Genomic DNA, 20,235 nt, shown 5'->3' on the forward strand with positions numbered 1-20,235 from the left:
AAAAAATCCCCACATTTCAGCAAAACATCGCCTTTCCTAAAGTATGCTAATCTATACGAACATTCATAGAATAATAATTTTACATTTAAAAATTAATCAATTGATTTTTATATACTATTTCTATTATTTTATGGAATGTTATAATAAAAATTGAGTGTACATATTTCGACACGAAACACTGTATTAGAATAGTCACCAGGAGGATCGCTTTTTAATGAAGAAACTTACTACAATTCTTATATCCCTCTCACTAATGCTTTCGACTATTCTGCCGATAAGTGTCAGTGCGTCAGAGGACGATATCCAAGATATTTCTGAACATAATGTTGATTTAGGAAATCAAGAAAATTCTACGGAAGATAATTCGATTGAAAATTCAGCAGACGAGTCACAATCGGCAACAGATGTAGTTGAGGCTAATGATGAGGGAAATACAGAAGCTAATAGCAGCCAATCAACTGAGGACTCGGCAACTATATCTCCTCAACAACCACAGCATATTACTGTTTCACAAAAGCTTGCAGATATACCTAATTCATTTTGGGCAAAAAATGAAGTTATGCAGCTTGTGGAAATGGGCGTTATAAATGGTTATCCTGATGGAGAGTTTCGACCAGCATTAGAAATCAATCGCGGCCAAGCTGCAAATCTTTTTGCAGGCGCACTTCAATTACCTGCTGCTCCTTACCAACCAATATTTTCAGATGTGAGTTCAAAATCAAGCTTCTTACAAGGAGTAATGAGAACTTTTGCATCAGGAATATTTCAAGGGAAACCAGATGGGAGATTCGGAGTTGCAGACGGCCTAACACGTGAGCAAATGGCAACAACAATTGTACGTGCTTTTGAATTACAGGATACTGGTGAACAGATTACCTTTAAAGACTGGAATCGAATCAGTCCTTCACATCGAGAAAACGTAAAAATTTTAGCACAACATGGCATTACAACGGGTAAAGAAGATGGTACATTCGATCCGAAAACAACAGTAAATCGTGTAACATTTACAGTAATGCTATACCGTGCTTTAGTTGCAACTAATCGAATCCCAGAAAATCAGTTCACGATAACAGCTGGTGAAGCATCAAGCAATTTTGCGCTAAATCGCAAGGAAGCAAATTTTGCAAAAGTAACAGGTGGGACGAACCCTCTTTACATTCGTGCAAATACAACAATTGTCAACAAAGGGGCAACGACTACTTCTTATGGTGTAGCAAAGGACACAGTTTATAACTACTCAATTGGTTTAGATGGTGCAACTTTAGAAGTAACTGTACGCCATCTAAATAATGGAGATGAGTTTGTTTTTACTACACTTGAAAATCCATCGAATTCAAAGGTGACAGTTGATTTATTCCAAAAAGAAGAGGGTATATCAAATTCACGATTATATCGTTATGATCGCTACCCGCTGAAAAAGAACCCAGATGATGTATTTGGCTATGATTCATCAAGTTATCCAACAGGACTTCTTCGTTTTGTAAATCGAGATGGAGCTGTTTCCGGCGAGCGTATGGTTGGTCAAGCATACCGTTCAAAACAATTGGTGCAAACTTATAAGGATGGTGGGCGCAGCTTAATGCGGGATTTAATTTCCGAATATGAGGCTCTATCATATAACAAACTGGGAACGGATATGTATGTTTTCTATACTTTAACATCAAACGGAAAAGATATTGTTGATACTTGGTATATGGATTCAAGTAAACAGTTATTTAATTCCGATGAAAACATGAACAGCTGGATGGTTGAAACAGCGCAAAATTACAAGAAACGCAATAAATGGTATACAGCGGAAGGTCCATTTAATAAAATGGCTACTACAACTGAACCAATGCCAAGTTCCTATCAGGGCTTCGGACGAAATTTATTGTTAGTAAAAGAGGATCGCGCATTAGTTTTATATAAAGAACAAGGCGATCGCTATTTTGAAAACTTAGTGAACAACTCGTTCGTAAGTTTAACTAAATTTAAAGGGAACAAAAAGTATTGGGAAACGGAAGTAACAAGTACTTATTTAAAAGGACTTTACGGCATTCATGCACCGTTTATCGATACACGATTTAACGAGCAAATTGCTTTATTCTACTATAATTCAGGGGCAATGTTTGGTGTTCCTAATTATAAAGAGCCTTTGCGAAATTATGCAGATTTACTTGTTTCAAGAGAGGCAGCAGGACACATTATTCGAGTAGATCGTGATTCTTATTATATCGCTGACTATTTCCCGCTTGTACAGGAGGTAACGACGCATTCTTCCATGAATCATATGTTAGGTGGAATGAATCTATTATTAATTGCCTATAAAGAGTTTGGAGATGCAAAATATCTAAAAACAGCAACAGCGATACAATCTGCAATTGCAAAAGAAAAGAATAAATGGATTCGTTCAAACGGAGACATTTGGTATCGTGTCAATAAACAAGGCGAGTTTAGAGGAGAAGACTATCAACATCTAACGCTTGAAGATTTAATCAATGCGTATCGACTTTGGAAAGACATAGATACAACATATTTACCAGTACTTGAAGAAATGATTGCTTCCAAAGCTGGCTATTTATCAAGAAATAATTATGGCTACACGCTAAAAATTAAAAATGGCCTAGAAGAGATAGGAATGTCTAAGTATTTACCAAAAGGCCCAATGTATACAGATGCATTATAATTAACTATTAAAATCTCGTATCAATCCATAGGGGTTGGTATGAGATTTTTTGTTTTGAAATATTTACAGTAATATCATAGAATGAAACGGTTGAAAAATAGTTGTTTTTTTGAAGACGAAAATTAAGAAAGTTTCTAGTAACTGCTAAACTAAATTACTTTTATTTAAGTTCTGTTATAATAAGAATTAAGAATTCTAAACAACAGAAATCTATCTTCTATATTAAAAGGAGCCGTTTGATGATACTGAAAAAAATATTACTTTCAACTTTCATAGCACTGCTATTAACAAGCAATTTGTTGCATTCTGAAGCGAACGCATCGAACGTTAATAATAAAAATCCGGAAAAGGATGTTACTGTACTAGCTGATTCGGAGCAATACTATTATACAGATGTGAGCGAAAGTTATTGGGCTGCAGACTCTATAAAATATCTAGTAGATAAAGGGTATATGCAAGTTTATAAGGATGGCTCATTTAAACCAAACCGTAATACCACTAGAGGAGAAGCGGCTTATGTAATCGCAAAAATGATGGGAATATCATTGGAGTCTACTTTTAAGCTAAAAGCTAAGGATGTGCCGACAACTCATCCTTATTATAAAGAAATCCGTAAGTTAGCTGAGCTGGGTGTTATTCAAAATAACGAATATTTCAATCCAACTGAACCTCTGAAACGTTCACATATTTCAAAAATGATTGCACTTGCATTTGGTATAGCCGTCGATAATGTGAATAAAACTAGTTTTACAGATTATTCGAAAAACTACTGGGCTAAAAATTATATTGAATCATTGGCAGATGTAGAAATTATAAACGGAACGACTAGCACATCATTTTCCCCTAATCAATATGTTTCTAGAGCGCATTTAGCTGGTTTAACGGTAAGAGGGATGGAGTTTCGCAATAAAATTAACCGTTTAGAAGTTGCCTATGATTATTTATCGAAGGATTATATTTCAACGATTAATTCTTATACAAATTGGACAAATGAAGTAATTAAATTGGTTAATGAGGAGCGTAAAAAAGCAGGTTTATCTTCTTTAAATCAGGATGCTTCGCTTAATCAGCTTGCCATCATAAAGGCACAGGATATGATTAATAGAAATTACTTCGAGCATAATTCACCATATTATGGACAATCATGGGATATGGCAACGTTATTTGACTATGATTATACGAGCTTTGGTGAAAATATTGCACGTAATTTCCAATCTCCTAAAGAGGTAATGGATGCGTGGATGGCCTCTGATAAACATCGCTCGAACATTTTAAATGAAAATTATACAAATATAGGTATTGGTATTAAACCGAATGAAAATGGAAACTTTTATTGGGTTCAACTGTTTTCTAGCAAATAAAATGGAAAATAATAGACTTTCTATTACATTCATATTACGACCGTAATAGAAAACTTTTATGAAAAACCTTACAAACGTACCGAATCTCTAGCTTTTAATAGAGATTCGGTATTTTTTATTTAATAACAAACGTTACACAAATGAAAAATACCAAAACTTCTTTCTATGGTAGTCTTTAGATAAGCAATAAAAGCTTAGGCTTTTTGGAAGGAGTTTCATACATAGTGAAAAAGAGATGGTTATTACCGATTTTTGCATCTTTCATGTTATTTTCAAGTGTAAATGTAAATGATGCAGAAGCGGCTACATATTCAGAATTAAAAACTACAGCTACTCAATATATAGGCACACCATATAAATACGGTGGGATAACAGTAAATGGGATTGATTGTTCAGGATTTACAAGTCTAGTATTTTCAAAATTTGGCATTTCATTGCCTCGTACATCAAAAGAACAATATCAGCAAGGTACATCGGTATCTAAAAATAATTTAATACCTGGAGACTTAGTATTCTTCAATACTTCTGGATCAGGTATTTCACATGTAGGAATTTATATCGGCGGTGGAGATTTTATCTCAGCAACGACAAGCTCGGGCGTAGCAATCGACAGCATTTCTGATCCATATTACTGGGGATCACGATATGTTGGGGCTAAACGAATCGGCAACTTTACGAAAACTCAAATCGTTGCAGAAGTAAAAAATGCTTCTATTGACTTTAGTATTTATGCTTCTCGTGGTGAAGTAGCTCTACAACTAGCTGAAGCATTAGGAATAGATACAACTGATACAAATTCACCTTTCCCTGATGTAAAGCCAACTTCTAAATATGCAGGAGCTGTTACTGCTCTTAATAAACTTGGAATCTTTACAGGAGATGAAAACGGAAAGTTCAATCCAAGCTCGCCTATTACTCGTGGACAAGTTGCAAAAGTTTTAGTAGAAGCATTTGACTTGAAATTACAAGGTGAAGCTGAAAACTTTACAGATGTTAAAGCATCTCATTGGGCATATGAATACGTACAGATCCTTTCTTCGAACGAAATTACAAACGGTAAGGGCGACGGGACTTTTGGTTTAAACGATCATGTAATGATAAAACATATGGATGTATTTATTGATCGTTTAACACAATAATACATAGGCATTTTTATATGCTTTTGATTTGGAGAGGACACAAAATTTAGTGTCTCTCTTTTTTTCTATAAATTTTTCATATATTTCCTTTTTTTCATGTACAATAGGTGTTACAATAAGTCGAAATATAATAAATATTTTGTAGTTTAACAGAAAAAAACGAGATTTTTGTTTAATCATGTGAAATAAGGTAGAAAAGCCCGATGTATATATTGCTATAATTTGATAAAATAGGAATGCGAAAAAAAAGAAGGGAGGAAGTGGAGCATTGTCTATTAAAAAAGTCAGTCTTTTTGTGGTAGTCTTCTTCATGTCAATGTTTACCATACATAATGTAAGTGCTAGTCAACGATTTGTAGATGTCCCTTCGTCGCATGGAGCGTATGAAGAGATAAATTATCTTGTCGATTTAGGTGTAATTAAAGGTTATACAGAAAATGGGAAATCCTATTATAAACCAAATAATTATGTTACACGCGGACAAGCTGCAAAAATGGTCGTTGAATCAACTGGACACGAACCATTAGTTGTATCAAATTCTTCATTTTCAGATATAAAAATAGATTTATATCCTGAGCTTTCTGGTTATGTTGAAAGCGCTGTAAAATTAGGTTTCTTTACTGAATACGGTGCCGGAAAATTTGCTCCAAATACGCCATTAACTCGCAACGAAATGGCGAAAACTTTATCCAAAGCTTTTAATTTAGATGTAGAAAAGTACGCAAATTTGACAGTTCCGTTTACCGATATTTCGCCAAAGGATCCTTATTATAAGTACATTGCTGCGATTTACTACAACGGAATTACAAAAGGCAACGAAACTGGAACAAAGTTTAATCCAAATGAACCTGTAAAACGGTCTCAATTTGCTTCTTTTATTGCTCGTTCAGCGGAAGAAAAGTATAGACTGGATTTACCTGTTCAAGGAGTTACTGTACCAAATGAAGAGGATGCGATTGGTACTGTTAAATCAACAACAGATAACTTAAATGTTCGTTCCTCAGCAACATCTTCAACAAGTGCTAATATTATAGGAAAAGTAAATACAGGTGCGAAGTTGCCAGTATTTGAAGTTGAAGGCAGTTGGTTAAAGGTTTCCTACAATGGTCGCTATGCTTATATTTCAAGTAGCTACACTCAATTTTTAGATCAAGATGGTCAACCTGTTGGATCAGTGGAAAAAGAGGTCCTTGCGAATGCATCAGAAGTAATTTTTTATAAAACAAGAGATATTAATGGAAAAGAATTAGGTTCATTTAGCAATGGCGAGAAAATTAAAGTCTACAAAACAGTAGGCAACTGGTATTTAACTATTCAAAATGGAATTCCAGGCTATGTCCGCATTTCTCAGACAAAAGAAATTGAGCCTGTAGAAGAAGAACCAAATGAAGAACAACCACCTAATGTCGATGATAATCAAGATAATGAACTTACGACAAATACAATAGGTATGGCAACAGTTGATTCGTTGCATATTCGTTCGGAAGCATCTAGTTCTTCAAAATCATTAGGTACTATTAATCGCGGAACATATGTTGAAGTACATTCCATCTCAGGAAACTGGGCGAAAATTTCGTACAATGGAATTGATGGCTACACACATAAAACATATTTACGTTTAATCAATCAATCTGGCAGTGCAGTAGCAGGAAGAATTATCGTCCTTGATCCAGGTCATGGAGGTAAAGACCCAGGTACATCAAAAAGTGGTGCCATTGAAAAAGAAATCGTATTGAAAGTAGCTACAAAGGTAAAGCAAAAACTAGAGGCAGCTGGTGCAAAAGTATATATGACGCGCGCTGGAGACACGTATCCAACTTTACAAGATCGTGTAGACTTTGCACAAAACAATTATGCTGAAGTATTTGTAAGTATCCATGTAAACTCAGCATCAAGCGAATCAGCAAGTGGAACTGAAACTTACTATAGTATTTCAGGCAATGAAAACGAAAAAGAAGACTACCGCCTAGCAAGCGCAATTAACTCTCAAATTGTAAATAATGCAGGTATGGTGGACCGTGGTGTAAGACGCGAAGATTACTTTGTAGTTCGAAACTTACTTCTGCCTTCTGTGTTAGTAGAGTTAGGATTTGTTACAAATGCATCGGACCGTGAAAAACTAATAAGCAGCGAGTATGTTGATATCTTTGCAGACTCTATCTACAAAGGCATCGTACAATACTACAAAAAATAAAAGAAGAAATCTCCGTGTTAAGTAATGCGGAGATTCTTTTTTTGTTGGCTCTATAATATTTGTTGGGGTTTGAAAAAATTCATAAATAAAAAAGCACGTAATCACCGATTTCTATATACTTGAATTGTCTAGAAACAAGCAATGAAAGGTGATACGTGCAAATGAATTTTAACATGAATATTCCAGGATTAAAAGGTGTAACTGTTCATAAGGTGGAGGAGATGGGGGAACGTATTGTTCTACACGTTTCCATACCAAAAAAAGAACATCAATGTCCGGCATGCAAGAATATAACATCAAAAGTCCATGATTATCGAATTCAAAAAATTAATCATTTAAAATGGTTTGAACGATTAACCGTCCTTTTTTATAAACGTCGTCGTTATGTATGCCAATGTGGGAAACGTTTTTCAGAAAAATCCCCTTTCGTGGATAAATATCAACGTTTCTCGAAAGAATGGAATCAAGTTGTACGAATCCGTTCAATAAAGGCAAAAACATTTAAAGAAGCAGCTGAAGTACTTGGTACATCAAGCTCAACAGTGATTCGTCGCTTTAAAGAAGTAGTAAAGGAACAATTAAATGAAGGGGTTCATTTACCAAAATGTATCGCGATTGATGAATATAAAGCAGATACCGATGCGGGAACTTATCAATTAATTATTGCCAATGCGGAAACACATGAACCAATTGATATTTTACCAAATCGTAGAAAAGAAACCATTAAGGATTACTTGATGAAATACGGTGCAGATGTAGAAATTGTGGTTATGGACATGAATCCAAGCTTTAAAGCAGCAGTTAGGAAGGCGTTAAATCGCCCGATTATTATTGCGGATCGCTTTCATTATTGTCGTTATATTTACTGGGCACTAGATGAAGTACGTCGAAATGTTCAAAAAGAATGGCATGCATATGATCGAAAGAAATGTAAGAAAATGCGTCATGTACTATATAAACGATTTGATAAGTTAACAGAAACGAATCGTTGGTACTTAAATCGTTACATAGGAATGTCGAAGGAACTAAAGCAAGCCTATGAATTAAAAGAAGCTTACTGCGAATGGTTTGATTGGGCAAAAACTTCAAATGATTTGATAGAAATAAAAAAAAGATTAGAAGCCTTTTACCGAAAGGTAGAAGAAGCAAATATTCCGGCATTTTTAAAGGCTATTCAAACGCTAAAAAATTGGCAAGTTGAAATTTTAAATAGTTTAAGTTTTGGATATTCAAATGGTTTTTTAGAAGGAATTAATAATAAATCAAAAGTTTTGAAGCGCAATGCTTATGGTTTTAGAAGCTATGAACACTTTAAAGCGAAAATTTTATTAAATAATTTATATAAGAAAATTGGGGTTCATTTAGGATAATCGGGGTGCCGTGTAATATCACTTCACCCCAACATTTGACATAGAACCTTTTTGTTTTGAGAGATTAGAGCTAGAAATAATAAAAATTATGCATAAAAAATAACTCTCTATAAAAAGAATCGAATAAAAATTGAACTCGAGTAAAAATATGAGTAAACCGCGTAAATAATAAGTAAAACCGCGTAAAAAATCGAAACCGCGTAAAAAAGAGAAGAAACCGCGTAAAAATATGAGCAAAGCACGTAAAAGTACGAGCAAATCGCGTAAATAATAAGTAAAACCGCGTAAAAAATAAGTAAAACTGCGTAAAAAATCGAAACCGCGTAAAAAAGAGAAGAAAGCGCGTAAAAACAAGACCAAAGCACGTAAAAATATGAGTAAACCGCGTAAATAATAAGTAAAACCGCGTAAAAAAATCATCTCACATAAAAAAGAAAAGAAATCGCGTTAAAAATAAATCAGTATAATCTTGAGCTGAGAGGGCTTTTAAAATAGCAATAGTTTATAGAAAATAAATAAAACTAAAATTCAAGCCTTCAATACATCATGAAATTATATAAATAAGTACATTTAATACCTTATTATTGCTAATTTGTATGAATTACAAATTTTAAATATAAAAATACTATCGAAATAATTTTTTTCTACAAAGCTATTAATTTCAAAGGGAAATTGGTATAAAATACCTCTAAAAAGAGGTGATTGTTTGATAATTCTTGCACGTGAAAAACCAAAAAAATTAGAGGTTTTAGAAGCAATTTTACGTAGATTACCTGATAATGATCCAAATTATGATTATTACAATGATATTTACTTTCGTACAAAGTCAGGATACGATGGGGAACAAAAAGTTGATAAAGAATGGAGTCAAATAAATACTCACAAATCACATTATTTATTACACAATTTAGAACTGCAAAACCATCAAATAGATACATTATATATCTGTCCAAATTTTTTATTAATACTAGAGATTAAGAATATCAGTGGGCATCTTGATTTTGAGTATGAGAAACATCAATTCTTAAGAACACGAAATGATGGAAGTAAAGAAGGATTTTATAATCCAATCGATCAAGTTCTTCGTCATGCCAGATATCTTCAAAGTTTCAATTTAAAAATACCTATTGAATATGCAATTGTTATATCAAACTCTTCAACAATAATTGGGAATACACCTGGAAATATCCCTATTTTTCATGCAAGTGGCATACACCAACATATAGAACTTCTTACTAAAAAATATTCCAATTATAATATTTCACCAAAAAGATTGAATGAAATTGTAGAATTATTAATAAAACATCACAATCCACGGATTTGGAGATTTGAGCTAGAGACAGATAAATTATTAAGGGGAATGATTTGTGATAACTGTAATCATAAACAACCAATGAAATATTACCATGGAAATTGGATTTGTAATAACTGTGGGAAGAAGGGGAAAGAAGTCCTCTTCACCGGTTTGAAGGACTATCGTTTATTAATAGACAATAAAATTAGAAATAAAGAATTTAGAACTTTTTTTAATATTCCTTCACAAGATATAGCAGCAAGAATTTTAACTCGATTAAACTTGCCTTTCGAAGGGAATAAAAAAGGAAGAGTATATACGATTCCGCCAGATTTTACAAACGAATCTATTAAGGAGAATGGAAATAACGTCAAGGAAATAGTACGAATTAATATATGAAGGAATCTCTTAAAATAAATTCGTATAAAGTTGGGTAAAAACTCATAAAAAACAAATAAGTACGTAAAAGCATAGGTAAACCATGAAAATAATAAGTAAAAACGCTTAAAAAATAGAAATCGCGTAAAAATAGGTCAGAACCGCGTAAAAAATAGATTAAAGCACTTAAAAGTACGAGCAAACCGCGTAAATAATAAGTAAAAGCGCGTAAAAAATCGAAACCGCGTAAAAACAAGACCAAAGCGCGTAAAAATATGAGCAAAGCACGTAAAAGTACGAGCAAACCGCGTAAATAATAAGTAAAACCGCGTAAAAAATCGAAACCGCGTAAAAACAAGACCAAAGCACGTAAAAATATAACCAAACCACGTAAATAACAACCAAACCGCGTAAATAATAAGTAAAACCACGTAAAAAACAATTCACGTAAATTAAAGCTCCATAAAACTCACAAAATTTCTCAATAAAAAAAGGACTTCCTCCAGCATCAAAAGCTTAAGGAAGTCCTTTATTTCTTATTTTACTTCAACATGCTCATAAAATGAAACTTGCTCTATGAGACTATTAAAGTACTAATCCAACACTTCTACTAAATCAGAACGGATCCAAACGTATTCTGCGATTTTATTATCATCAGAGTATACTTTGTACCAAGTGCCATCAGAAGCTTGTGTTTCGTCAACTATGATAACTGGGTATCCTAGTTGTTCTAATTCACCTGAATTTTTTTGTCTGTATGAGTATGCTAATGGACTACTTGTTGAAGGTTCTAAGCGTGTGTTTACTGATCCTGAACCAGTTAAGACCATACCGATTTTACCTACACCGTAATCCTTTTTACCATACTTAGAATCAATTCGGTACATATGGCCTGCAATTTTACTTCCCCAATGTGGGTCAGATGCATAGTAAACATTAATACCAGTTGTTTTATTGCCTGGAACTGCTCCAAATGGATATAGTGCACTTTGAGGAACGTATCTTTCTTGCATGTAGTGTACTACAAATGCTTTCACACTATCTGCAGGAGCCTTGTATTTTTCTCCTTGTTGAACGTCGCCATCATAAACTTTAATTCCGAAAAGATTGTTTTTCGTTTGAGCATTTGCACTCATACCATAATTACTTTCGTGAATTGCAGCTGCTAATACGAATAATGCATTAATATGCTCAGTTGTTTCCATTTCCTTCAGGAATTTGCCTAATCCGATTAATTTTGACTTTGTTGTTGCATCTTTATATTGTGCACCGCCATAAGCTTCACGATTTTCGAGTTCTGAAATAATAATCTTATCCAACTCTTCAGCCGTATAATTGCTTGGTTTGCGTACTGAAGCAAACTGGAAGTAAGGGAAGTATGTTCCTACTAATTTTTCATTAGAATTATAGAAATGAACTCCGTCAAAGCTATAGTAAGTTGCACCTGCTTGCATAAATGATGGAGCTGGTCCAACTGTATATTTCCCTTCATATGCACCTTTAACATGGTTGTAAATTCGGTGTGTTAATAGAGAGTCTTCCACGTAGTATTCATCTCGACCCTCAATTAAACTAGCTGGGATTAAATTAACATCTGAAGGCTTTGCGTAACCTACGATATCTCCAACTTGAACAATTAAATATTCACCTGTTGAAGCCGTTCCGTTATATTTCAATTCACGGCCTTCGGTAATGTAAGTAATTTGATTTGTAAAATTTTTATTATAGTAAATAGAAGTAGTATTTGCTGTCGTATCGGCTGCGTAAGCTAGTCCACTAGACATCTTGACAATTTTGTCGCCTTTGAAAATCAAGTTTACATCACCTGAAGAAGCATTATATGCTGTTAGCGCTTGTTCATAAGATGTATAAATAGTTGGGTTTTTAGTAATAGTCCCTTTCGAAACTTTTCCAATATAATAACTTGATGAATTCGAATCTCCTGGTTCTTGCGTTGGCTGATCATCATCTTCTTCATCCTGTGGTCCATATTTGTCAGCAATTGCGAGCGTACGATAAATGAAAGCTGCTGCATGCGCAATTGTTGCAGATTCTTTTGGTTTAAAATACACACCATTTGCAGTATGATCACCACGGATAATGTTATAATAAACAGAGTTAGCTATAGCGTCTGTAAAAGAAGAACTAATTTTATAGTTATCTTTAAACGTTAAAGGAGCCTTGTTTAAAGGAACATCTAAGTAACGCAAAGCTTTATATAACATACCAGCCATTTGCTGACGTGTTATTTTTTGATTTGGTTTAAATGTACCATCCGGGTACCCGCTTAAAATATTAACAGCTGCAGCATTTTGAATTTCTTGGGTTAATCGTGTCCCACTCTTTAAATCTTTAAATGTATATTTAGATGAGTTGGGCAGCTCCAAAGCACGAGCAATATATGCTGCAAATTCTCCACGAGTTACATCACGATTTGGGTTATAATTGCCTTTTTCATCAGGTAATATAACACCTTTATTCGCGAAGTAGGTTAATTCGGTTTTCATCTGATGATTACTAATATCATTTGCGTAGGAGATATTTGGTACCACAAAGGATATTAGTAATATAGTAGAAAATAGTAATCCTAATATTTTTTTGACCACTATATTTTACACCCCTTCCTTAACGCTCTTATTTTACCAATATTGTTAGAAGAAAGATAGAGAAAATAAGACTATTAAAAGGTTTGTAATAAACTTGCATCCATATTATACTTAAATTCGTCGTAAACTAAATACAGATAAAGCGAGATGAATCGTTGAAATAGATTTAAATAGAGAGGATAGACAATTCAATGAAAGACATTTCTACGGAAATAAGAAAAAAAGAGTGGCTTGAGATTATATTAGCAGCTGCTGTAATGATTGCTGCTACGCTTTTGCCATCTACCATAGCATTAATAAGCACATCCATTTTCTTTGCTTTGTTTGCTTTCTTTAAACCATTCCAAAGCTTAGTGGTATTAATTCCATATGTAATCTTCCGCTCATTCTTTATTGAGATAAATGCAGGAATGAAATTAATCGGAGACTTAATAACATTTGTTGTTCTTTTCCGATTATTATTATTTAATTTGAAAAATTGGAAAACATGGTTTCATTTTAAAAAGTTTGAATGGTTTTTCTTTATCTTTTTAGTTTTTGGTGCAATTATTGGTTATTTCACAGGTGTATCAATTAATGCGATTATTTTCCAAGTACGTACATTTATCATTATGTATTTATTATATTACATTCTAAGTCGCAGCTATTTACCGCGTAACTTCTTTGTGAAGCTTGCATGGGTTACGGTATTTTCAAGTTTGATATTAGTAGTACAAGGGATTGTTGAAAAATTATCGCTGCGTACAATGTGGATGCCTGAAGCATGGTCTGACAAAGTGTTATCTTCCACAAACGTAGTTCGTATTTATGGACTAGTAAATAATCCAAATACATTATCACTTATTATGTTCTTTGCAATAGGTGCTGCATTTTTCCTTCGATGGGCTTATAAAGATGGGCAATATAAGATCATATTAATTATCTCGCAAGTGGCATCTGCAGGGTTGCTTCTTTTAACGTTATCACGTGGAACTTGGATTTCAACTTTTGTCTTTGTTCTATTCTTTGTATTGATTTCGAGAAAATGGAAGCTTTTAAAACAATTCGTAATTACAGGAATTGCAGCGATTATTTTTGTCTATGCACCTGTAAATTTAACATTAATCATCATGCAATCAATTGGCATTGAAAATCCTGAAGGAAGAGAAGTTACGGTTGGTGGTTTTAAAAGTCGATTTGATGCAACGTTTGATTCAGAAAACTTGGAGTTAATGAACGAAAGTGGACGTTTCTTCTATATTAAAAAAGGATTTGAGGTATTTGCCGATTACCCAGTAACAGGTACTGGATTTGGGACATTTGGTGGTTCAGCAACATTGTCATACGATTCACCGATTTATGAGAAGTATGAAATCCGTTCTGATATTTATGGCGGTAAAAACTTCTACTCAGATAATCAATACATTCAAATTATTGCTGAAACTGGTGCCATTGGCGTAATTCTTTTTGCAGGATTCTTGCTAACAATGCTTTGGATGTTCTGGCAAGATCGAAAAACTACATTTGGCCAATATATGTTTGCATTATGGTTTGCAACTAGTGCAGCAGGATGTGTTTACAACATTTGGGAATTAAAAGTATATACGATGTTCTTCTTCATGTTGCTTGCAATTTACTCTGTGGTGCGAAATTATTACCCGATGTTAGAATTAAGCAAAACTGAACGAGAACAGTCAAATTAAATATAAAATTCTAAAGGGGCAGTTCTTTTTAAGGGCTGTCCTTTTAGTATGTAAGTTTCAGGATACTATAATTTATAAAATTGTTCGTAGCAGTTCTTACATAGGAAGCTGCTTTTTTTTTCGTAGGTGATATGTAATAGATTAATTATTGAATTGTAACAATAGATTTATAGAATAAGAATAGAAAATTTGTTATCTTTAAACATATAAGGAATTTGAGAGGATGGTGGATTGCTTCGTCATAAATATAGAAGCATACGCATTATGAAAAAGAAGATAACAGTAGTTTTAAGTTTTTTACTCGCTGTAACGTTTGTACTGGTTGGAGGGAATAAAGGATACGCCTTTCAAACAACCAATGATTCATATCCAGTTTCACAAGGAGTAAAGTATTCAAATTATACATATTCAAGTAAACCAGTGAATCATTTACAAGTAGATTTATCGAATCCTTATACAAAGTTAAAACTAAGTGTTCCTTCTCCTATTAATTCAGTGATGACACTTACGAATCGTGCAAATAGTGATTCAAAAGAAGGGAATCGTGTCGTTGGTGCAATTAATGCCAACTTCTTTAATATGGGCGATGGGTACCCAATGTATTTAATCTCCCAATATAATACGATTGTAACACCAGAAGTTCTTTCGAGTTCAAAAGGATACTATGTAAGTGAACCAATCGCCTTTGGGATTACTGCAAATGGGAATGCTGAAATTGATTACTATAATAGTGATATTATTGTTCAATACAACGGTCAAAATATTGAGATTAGCGGTGTAAATAAAACAAGAGATGCCAACCAAGGAATTGTTTATACACCACAGCACCATAGTTCAAAGACACCGACAAATGAATTTGGTATGGAATTCATTGTTGAAACACCTGAAACTGTTTCAGCTACAAAATTTGGACAAACATTAACAGGTACGGTGAAATCGATTCGTCAATATGGTGATGCAACAAAATCAACAATTCCACGTAATGGATTTGTCCTATCTGTAAATGGGACTATGCTTGAAAAATTTAAAAATATTAAAATTGGGGAACAAATTTCAGTTTCATTTAATATTAATCAAAAATGGCAAGATGCCGAATATATTATGGCTAGCGGACCTTTATTAATCTATGATGGCAAAGTTAATATTACAATGGATACATCAAGTTCGCGTGCAAGACAAGTTACTCCTCGAACGGCTGTTGCAATTAGTGCTGACAAAAAAACAGTGCATTTAATAACGGTTGACAAAGGAATGACGATTGCGCAATTTGCAACTTACTTATCAAAGCTGGGTGTAGACCGTGCAATTAACCTAGATGGCGGTGGCTCCACTACTATGGGAATCCGTAAATATGGAAGCAATACAGTAGTGTTAGCGAATAGTCCATCAGGCGGATCACAACGTAGAGTTTCAGCTATTCTTGAAGCGGTAAGTACGGGTACTACAGGTACACCAACGATTTTAAAAGTGACAAGAGACCAAGTAGGTTCTATGTTAGTAGGCTCAAAGGTTACTTTAACGCCGGAATACTTAATGGACGAACATTATAACCCAGTAACAATTCGCAACGAGGACTTTACTATTACTCCTCAACAAAACCTAGTTGAAGTGAGCGGTCTTAGCTATACTGCTGTTAAAGCAGGTTCTGAGCGTTTAACAGTACAAAACGGCAACGCAGCACAAACAATTTCATTTGATGTAGTTGATGCACCTTCAACTCTATCAATCTCTTCAGATAGTACAAGCATTGAGCCAAGTGCAACAATGAAGTTTACTGCTACTGCAAAAGATGCGAAAGGTAACAATTTAGTATACTCGCCTTCACAATTAAAATGGGAGGTAGAAGGTGATATCGGAACAATTAGCAGTACAGGTTTATTTAAATCAAATGGTAAATACGGCAAAGGGAAGATTGTAGCTACTTTAGGTACTAAAACTGTTTCAAAAGATATCGAAGTAAAAGAAACGTATACAGGTACTACTTTTGCAATCAATAATTTTGAAAAAGCCGCTGATTGGCGCATAGAAACTGCATTATCTAAAGGAAGTCATACAGCAATTGATTCAAAACAATATGGTAAAGAAGGCAAATATTCAATTAAGCTTTCTTATGATATGACAGGAAATCAATCAGGTACTGCCGCAACATATTTACGTTTGAATTCCTTAGTTAAATTACCAGGAAATCCATTGAAAATCGGAGTTTGGATGTATGGTGACGGCAAGGAGACATGGGTAAGAGGATATATACGTGACGCATCAGGAGAAAGACATCCAGTTGATTTTACAGCAGAAAATGGCCAAACATGGACAGGATGGAAGTATATCGAAGCACCTATTTCAAATGATATTGCTAGACCAGTTTCATTTGAATCAATTTATCTAGCACAACCAACTGTTTCGAAACAAAAAGCAGGAACAGTTTACTTTGATAAATTACAAGCAGTATATAAAACATCTTATGAAGAACCAATTTTCACAGATGTAAGCAATGAAAATGTTAATAAAGATGAAATTAAGTACTTAGTTGATCGCGGGTTTATTAATGGTTATACAGACGGATCATTTAAACCTACAAATGCTTTAACACGATCACATGCAGCAGTTTTATTAGCTCGTGCCTTAAAGCTTGATACAACAAATGTGAAAAACCCTGGTTTCAAGGATGTTCCAACAAGTCATCCATATTACAAAGAAATTGCAGCCATTGTTAATGCAGGAATTATGAGTGGAAAAGATTCTAGTTCATTTGATCCTGAATCAAAATTAACACGTGCACAAATGGCGAAAATTTTAGTTGAAGCGTATGATTTAACAGGAACAACTACTTCAAAATTCAAAGATGTAAGTAAAGAGCAATGGTATTACGATTATGTTCATACACTAGCTGCAAATAATATTACAACTGGTTATGAGGATAATACGTATAAGCCGGGAGTTGCAGTGTCGCGTGTACACTTCAGTCTATTCTTGTATCGTGCGATGACGAAATAAAAAAGAATTCGTTAAAAAGGGCTGTTCAGAGATCGAATCTGAACAGCCTTTTACTTTGTTAATGTGCATGAGGTGATTCCAATGCGAGCGGCACCGATTCTAGAATGGCTTTCATACAGTTTTGAAACTTTTGGTTGTCAAATTTCGTTTGTAAAAGGGCATTTACAATAGGTGATATGCTATACTCTAAATTGAAAATATAATTTTAAAATCACCTATAATTATTGCAATGAATTGGCATTGGTTATAGAGTGTAATACACCAATTTGATGAAGAAAAAGTTGAAACATAAAAGGATGAGAAATAAGTGAAAATAGGTATTGTAGGAAACTATGGCAATGATAACAATGGGGATGAGGCAATTTTACTTAGCATTATCCGCCAGCTCCAAAAAGCATTTGAAATAGAAACAAAAGATATTACGGTGTTTAGCAATAATCCGAAGCAAACAGCAGAACATTATGGTGTAGAAAGCTACCCGCTTTATTACAAAAATGGAAATGCAGCAAAAACATTCTTTAAAACGTATAAAGAAAATGTTGAGGTTGTAAAAACATTAGATTTTGTTGTTATTGGCGGCGGCGGTATTTTAATGGATTTGTATAAGCGAGAAGCTCCTCTTTACGGTTCTTATGCTATGATGGCGAAGAATTCACGCGTACCATATGTTGTCTATGGTTGTGGAGCAGGTCCTTTAAATACTGGCTTAGGAAAATGGTTTATTCGCTACATGGCAAAACATGCCCAAAATATTTCTGTTCGTGATCCAAAATCACAGCAGTTGCTAAAAGAAATTGGCGTAAAACGTGATGTGCATGTAATTGGGGACCCGGCGTTTAGTTTAGAAATAGAGCGTGCAGGTTACAGTGATGCTCCTAAAAAAGTAGGGGTAACAGCTGTACCATACTATAATGCTTCTTACTGGCCAACGGGAAATGAAACACTTTATAACAACTACATTGACGGTATGGCAAAAAATTTAGATAAATTGATTGAAACATTTAATGTAGAAATCACATTTTTTGCAACGAAATATCCTCAGGATGCAGATGTTACAAAAGATATTCAAAGCAAAATGAAGCATGTTGCTAACACATCAATTATTGATGATAATTTGAAACCTCAGAAAATATTAGATTTATCTGCTACCTTTGATGTACTAATTGGAACGCGTTTACATTCGCTTATTTTAGCTACAGATGCTAAGACACCAATAATCGGTGTTTCGTATCATACCAAAGTAAACGACTTTTTACAAATGGCAGGACTAGGCGAGTATTCGCTGCCAATTGATTCATTACATGAAAGTGATGATTCTTTCACACAATTATTTACAAAAATGAACAATGATTGGCAAAGTGCAATAAATCTTGCTTCTTCAACAAACAACGATTTTAAAGAAAAATCAAGCCTTGGATTGAAATTACTTGTAGAAGGTGCGAAAAAGTAATGAAAAAAGTATTTGTCATAAGCAATATGTATCCATCAAAAGAGCATCTTTCCTATGGTATTTTTGTCAAAAATCAAGTGGAGCAATTGAACGGACAAGGCATTGACACTGTGCTTGCTGTTAATGCAAATCCTAATACAGGTAAAGTCAATGTGCTGAAGAAATATGCAAGCTGGGCTCTTCAAGTTCTATCAGTATTTCGCAAAAATAAAAAAAGTATTGGACTTTCACATAGTCATTACGTTTTCCCGAGTGGCATGTTTAGTTATTGGCTGAAGCAGCGTTATGGCGTTCCTTATATTGTTACTGCTCATGGCGGGGATATTAATAAAATGGCAAAGAAAAGTGCTCGAATAAAGGGTTATACGGAAAAAATACTGCAGCATGCAGATCATGTTATCGCAGTTGGAGAAGAATTGGCTGCAGATATAAAGCGAGATTTTCAAGTTCCAGATGACCGCATTTCTGTAATGAGTATGGGAATTGATCGCAATGTTTTTCACCAACCTAAATCCAAAAAGGAAGCTGCCCAAAACTTAGGTATGGATCCTGAACGAGTGAACTTTTTATTTGTTGGCAATATTATTCAAGAAAAAGGTGTAGAAGAATTAATCGAGGCATTTTTGAAATTAGATGAAACATATGAAAATCGTGCTTCGTTGTATTGTGTAGGGTCAACAAAAAATGTTTCATTCTCCAGTAGAATGAAAGAGGTAGCTGCAAAAAGTAAGAATATCCATTTTCTTGAGCCAATGCCACAAGAAAAGCTGACAAGGTATTTTCAAGCTGCAGATGTATTCGTATTACCATCTTACATAGAGGGATTAGGATTAGTTGCATTAGAAGCACTTGCATGTGGAACACCGGTAATAGCTTCTGATGTTGGGGGACTTCACTACATGCTGCAGGATGGTGCAGGGGTGCTTGTTCCGCCGAAAAATGCTGACGCTTTATATGTAGAATTCGAGAAAGTAATTCAGCAAAATGGCGCTGTCCATGCAAATAATGAAAGAATTGAAGAACTGCTTAAGCTTCATGATTCAAAAGAAATTATTACACGATTAACTAATTTATATGAAAGCTATTCGAAATAAATAATAAC

General features: G+C 34.2%; 11 protein-coding genes. 10 read left to right on the forward strand and 1 reads right to left on the reverse strand.

The window, feature by feature from the left end:
• Positions 1-214 precede the first annotated feature (214 nt).
• The 6 genes from MKY04_RS04240 (at position 215) to MKY04_RS04265 (ending at position 10,422) form a co-directional block, all read left to right on the forward strand.
• Complete coding sequence (locus MKY04_RS04240; protein WP_346235373.1) at positions 215-2,665, forward strand: S-layer homology domain-containing protein; 2,451 nt, start codon at positions 215-217, stop codon at positions 2,663-2,665.
• A 239-nt stretch (positions 2,666-2,904) separates the two neighbouring features.
• Positions 2,905-4,026, forward strand: a complete 1,122-nt coding sequence (locus MKY04_RS04245; RefSeq protein ID WP_346235374.1) for an S-layer homology domain-containing protein — start codon at positions 2,905-2,907, stop codon at positions 4,024-4,026.
• Between the two features lie 224 nt (positions 4,027-4,250).
• Positions 4,251-5,165 (forward strand): C40 family peptidase, encoded by a 915-nt coding sequence (locus MKY04_RS04250; protein WP_346235375.1) that lies wholly within the window; start codon positions 4,251-4,253, stop codon positions 5,163-5,165.
• Positions 5,166-5,433: 268 nt separating this feature from the next.
• Positions 5,434-7,359 (forward strand): N-acetylmuramoyl-L-alanine amidase, encoded by a 1,926-nt coding sequence (locus MKY04_RS04255; RefSeq protein WP_346235376.1) that lies wholly within the window; start codon positions 5,434-5,436, stop codon positions 7,357-7,359.
• A gap of 155 nt (positions 7,360-7,514) precedes the next feature.
• Positions 7,515-8,729: an ISL3 family transposase gene (locus MKY04_RS04260; protein ID WP_346234469.1), complete on the forward strand. Its 1,215-nt coding sequence runs from the start codon at positions 7,515-7,517 to the stop codon at positions 8,727-8,729.
• 706 nt (positions 8,730-9,435) lie between these two features.
• Positions 9,436-10,422: a nuclease-related domain-containing protein gene (locus MKY04_RS04265; RefSeq protein ID WP_346235377.1), complete on the forward strand. Its 987-nt coding sequence runs from the start codon at positions 9,436-9,438 to the stop codon at positions 10,420-10,422.
• 572 nt (positions 10,423-10,994) lie between these two features.
• Here MKY04_RS04265 and MKY04_RS04270 read toward each other — a convergent pair.
• Entirely contained in the window at positions 10,995-13,007 is a 2,013-nt protein-coding gene (locus MKY04_RS04270) for an S-layer homology domain-containing protein (RefSeq protein WP_346235378.1), read from the reverse strand.
• A gap of 191 nt (positions 13,008-13,198) precedes the next feature.
• On the opposite strand from MKY04_RS04270, the gene MKY04_RS04275 reads away from it, so the two are divergent.
• The 4 genes from MKY04_RS04275 (at position 13,199) to MKY04_RS04290 (ending at position 20,227) form a co-directional block, all read left to right on the forward strand.
• On the forward strand, positions 13,199-14,689 hold the full coding sequence (locus MKY04_RS04275) for an O-antigen ligase family protein (RefSeq protein ID WP_346235379.1): 1,491 nt from the start codon (positions 13,199-13,201) through the stop codon (positions 14,687-14,689).
• A 264-nt stretch (positions 14,690-14,953) separates the two neighbouring features.
• Positions 14,954-17,683, forward strand: a complete 2,730-nt coding sequence (locus MKY04_RS04280; protein WP_346235380.1) for an S-layer homology domain-containing protein — start codon at positions 14,954-14,956, stop codon at positions 17,681-17,683.
• Positions 17,684-17,990: 307 nt separating this feature from the next.
• Positions 17,991-19,133 (forward strand): polysaccharide pyruvyl transferase family protein, encoded by a 1,143-nt coding sequence (locus tag MKY04_RS04285; protein WP_346235381.1) that lies wholly within the window; start codon positions 17,991-17,993, stop codon positions 19,131-19,133.
• Positions 19,133-20,227 (forward strand): glycosyltransferase, encoded by a 1,095-nt coding sequence (locus MKY04_RS04290; RefSeq protein WP_126293572.1) that lies wholly within the window; start codon positions 19,133-19,135, stop codon positions 20,225-20,227. The genes MKY04_RS04285 and MKY04_RS04290 overlap by 1 nt, the downstream gene beginning before the upstream one ends.
• Positions 20,228-20,235 lie beyond the last annotated feature (8 nt).

The organism is Lysinibacillus telephonicus (assembly GCF_039654155.1).
Lineage (GTDB): Bacteria > Bacillota > Bacilli > Bacillales_A > Planococcaceae > Ureibacillus > Ureibacillus telephonicus.

Excerpts from the sequence above, each read along its gene's own strand:
- MKY04_RS04240 (WP_346235373.1), top strand. The coding sequence starts at position 215 with ATGAAGAAACTTACTACAATTCTTATATCCCTCTCACTAATGCTTTCG.
- MKY04_RS04245 (WP_346235374.1), top strand. The coding sequence starts at position 2,905 with ATGATACTGAAAAAAATATTACTTTCAACTTTCATAGCACTGCTATTA.
- MKY04_RS04275 (WP_346235379.1), top strand. The coding sequence starts at position 13,199 with ATGAAAGACATTTCTACGGAAATAAGAAAAAAAGAGTGGCTTGAGATT.
- MKY04_RS04280 (WP_346235380.1), top strand. The coding sequence starts at position 14,954 with ATGAAAAAGAAGATAACAGTAGTTTTAAGTTTTTTACTCGCTGTAACG.
- MKY04_RS04290 (WP_126293572.1), top strand. The coding sequence starts at position 19,133 with ATGAAAAAAGTATTTGTCATAAGCAATATGTATCCATCAAAAGAGCAT.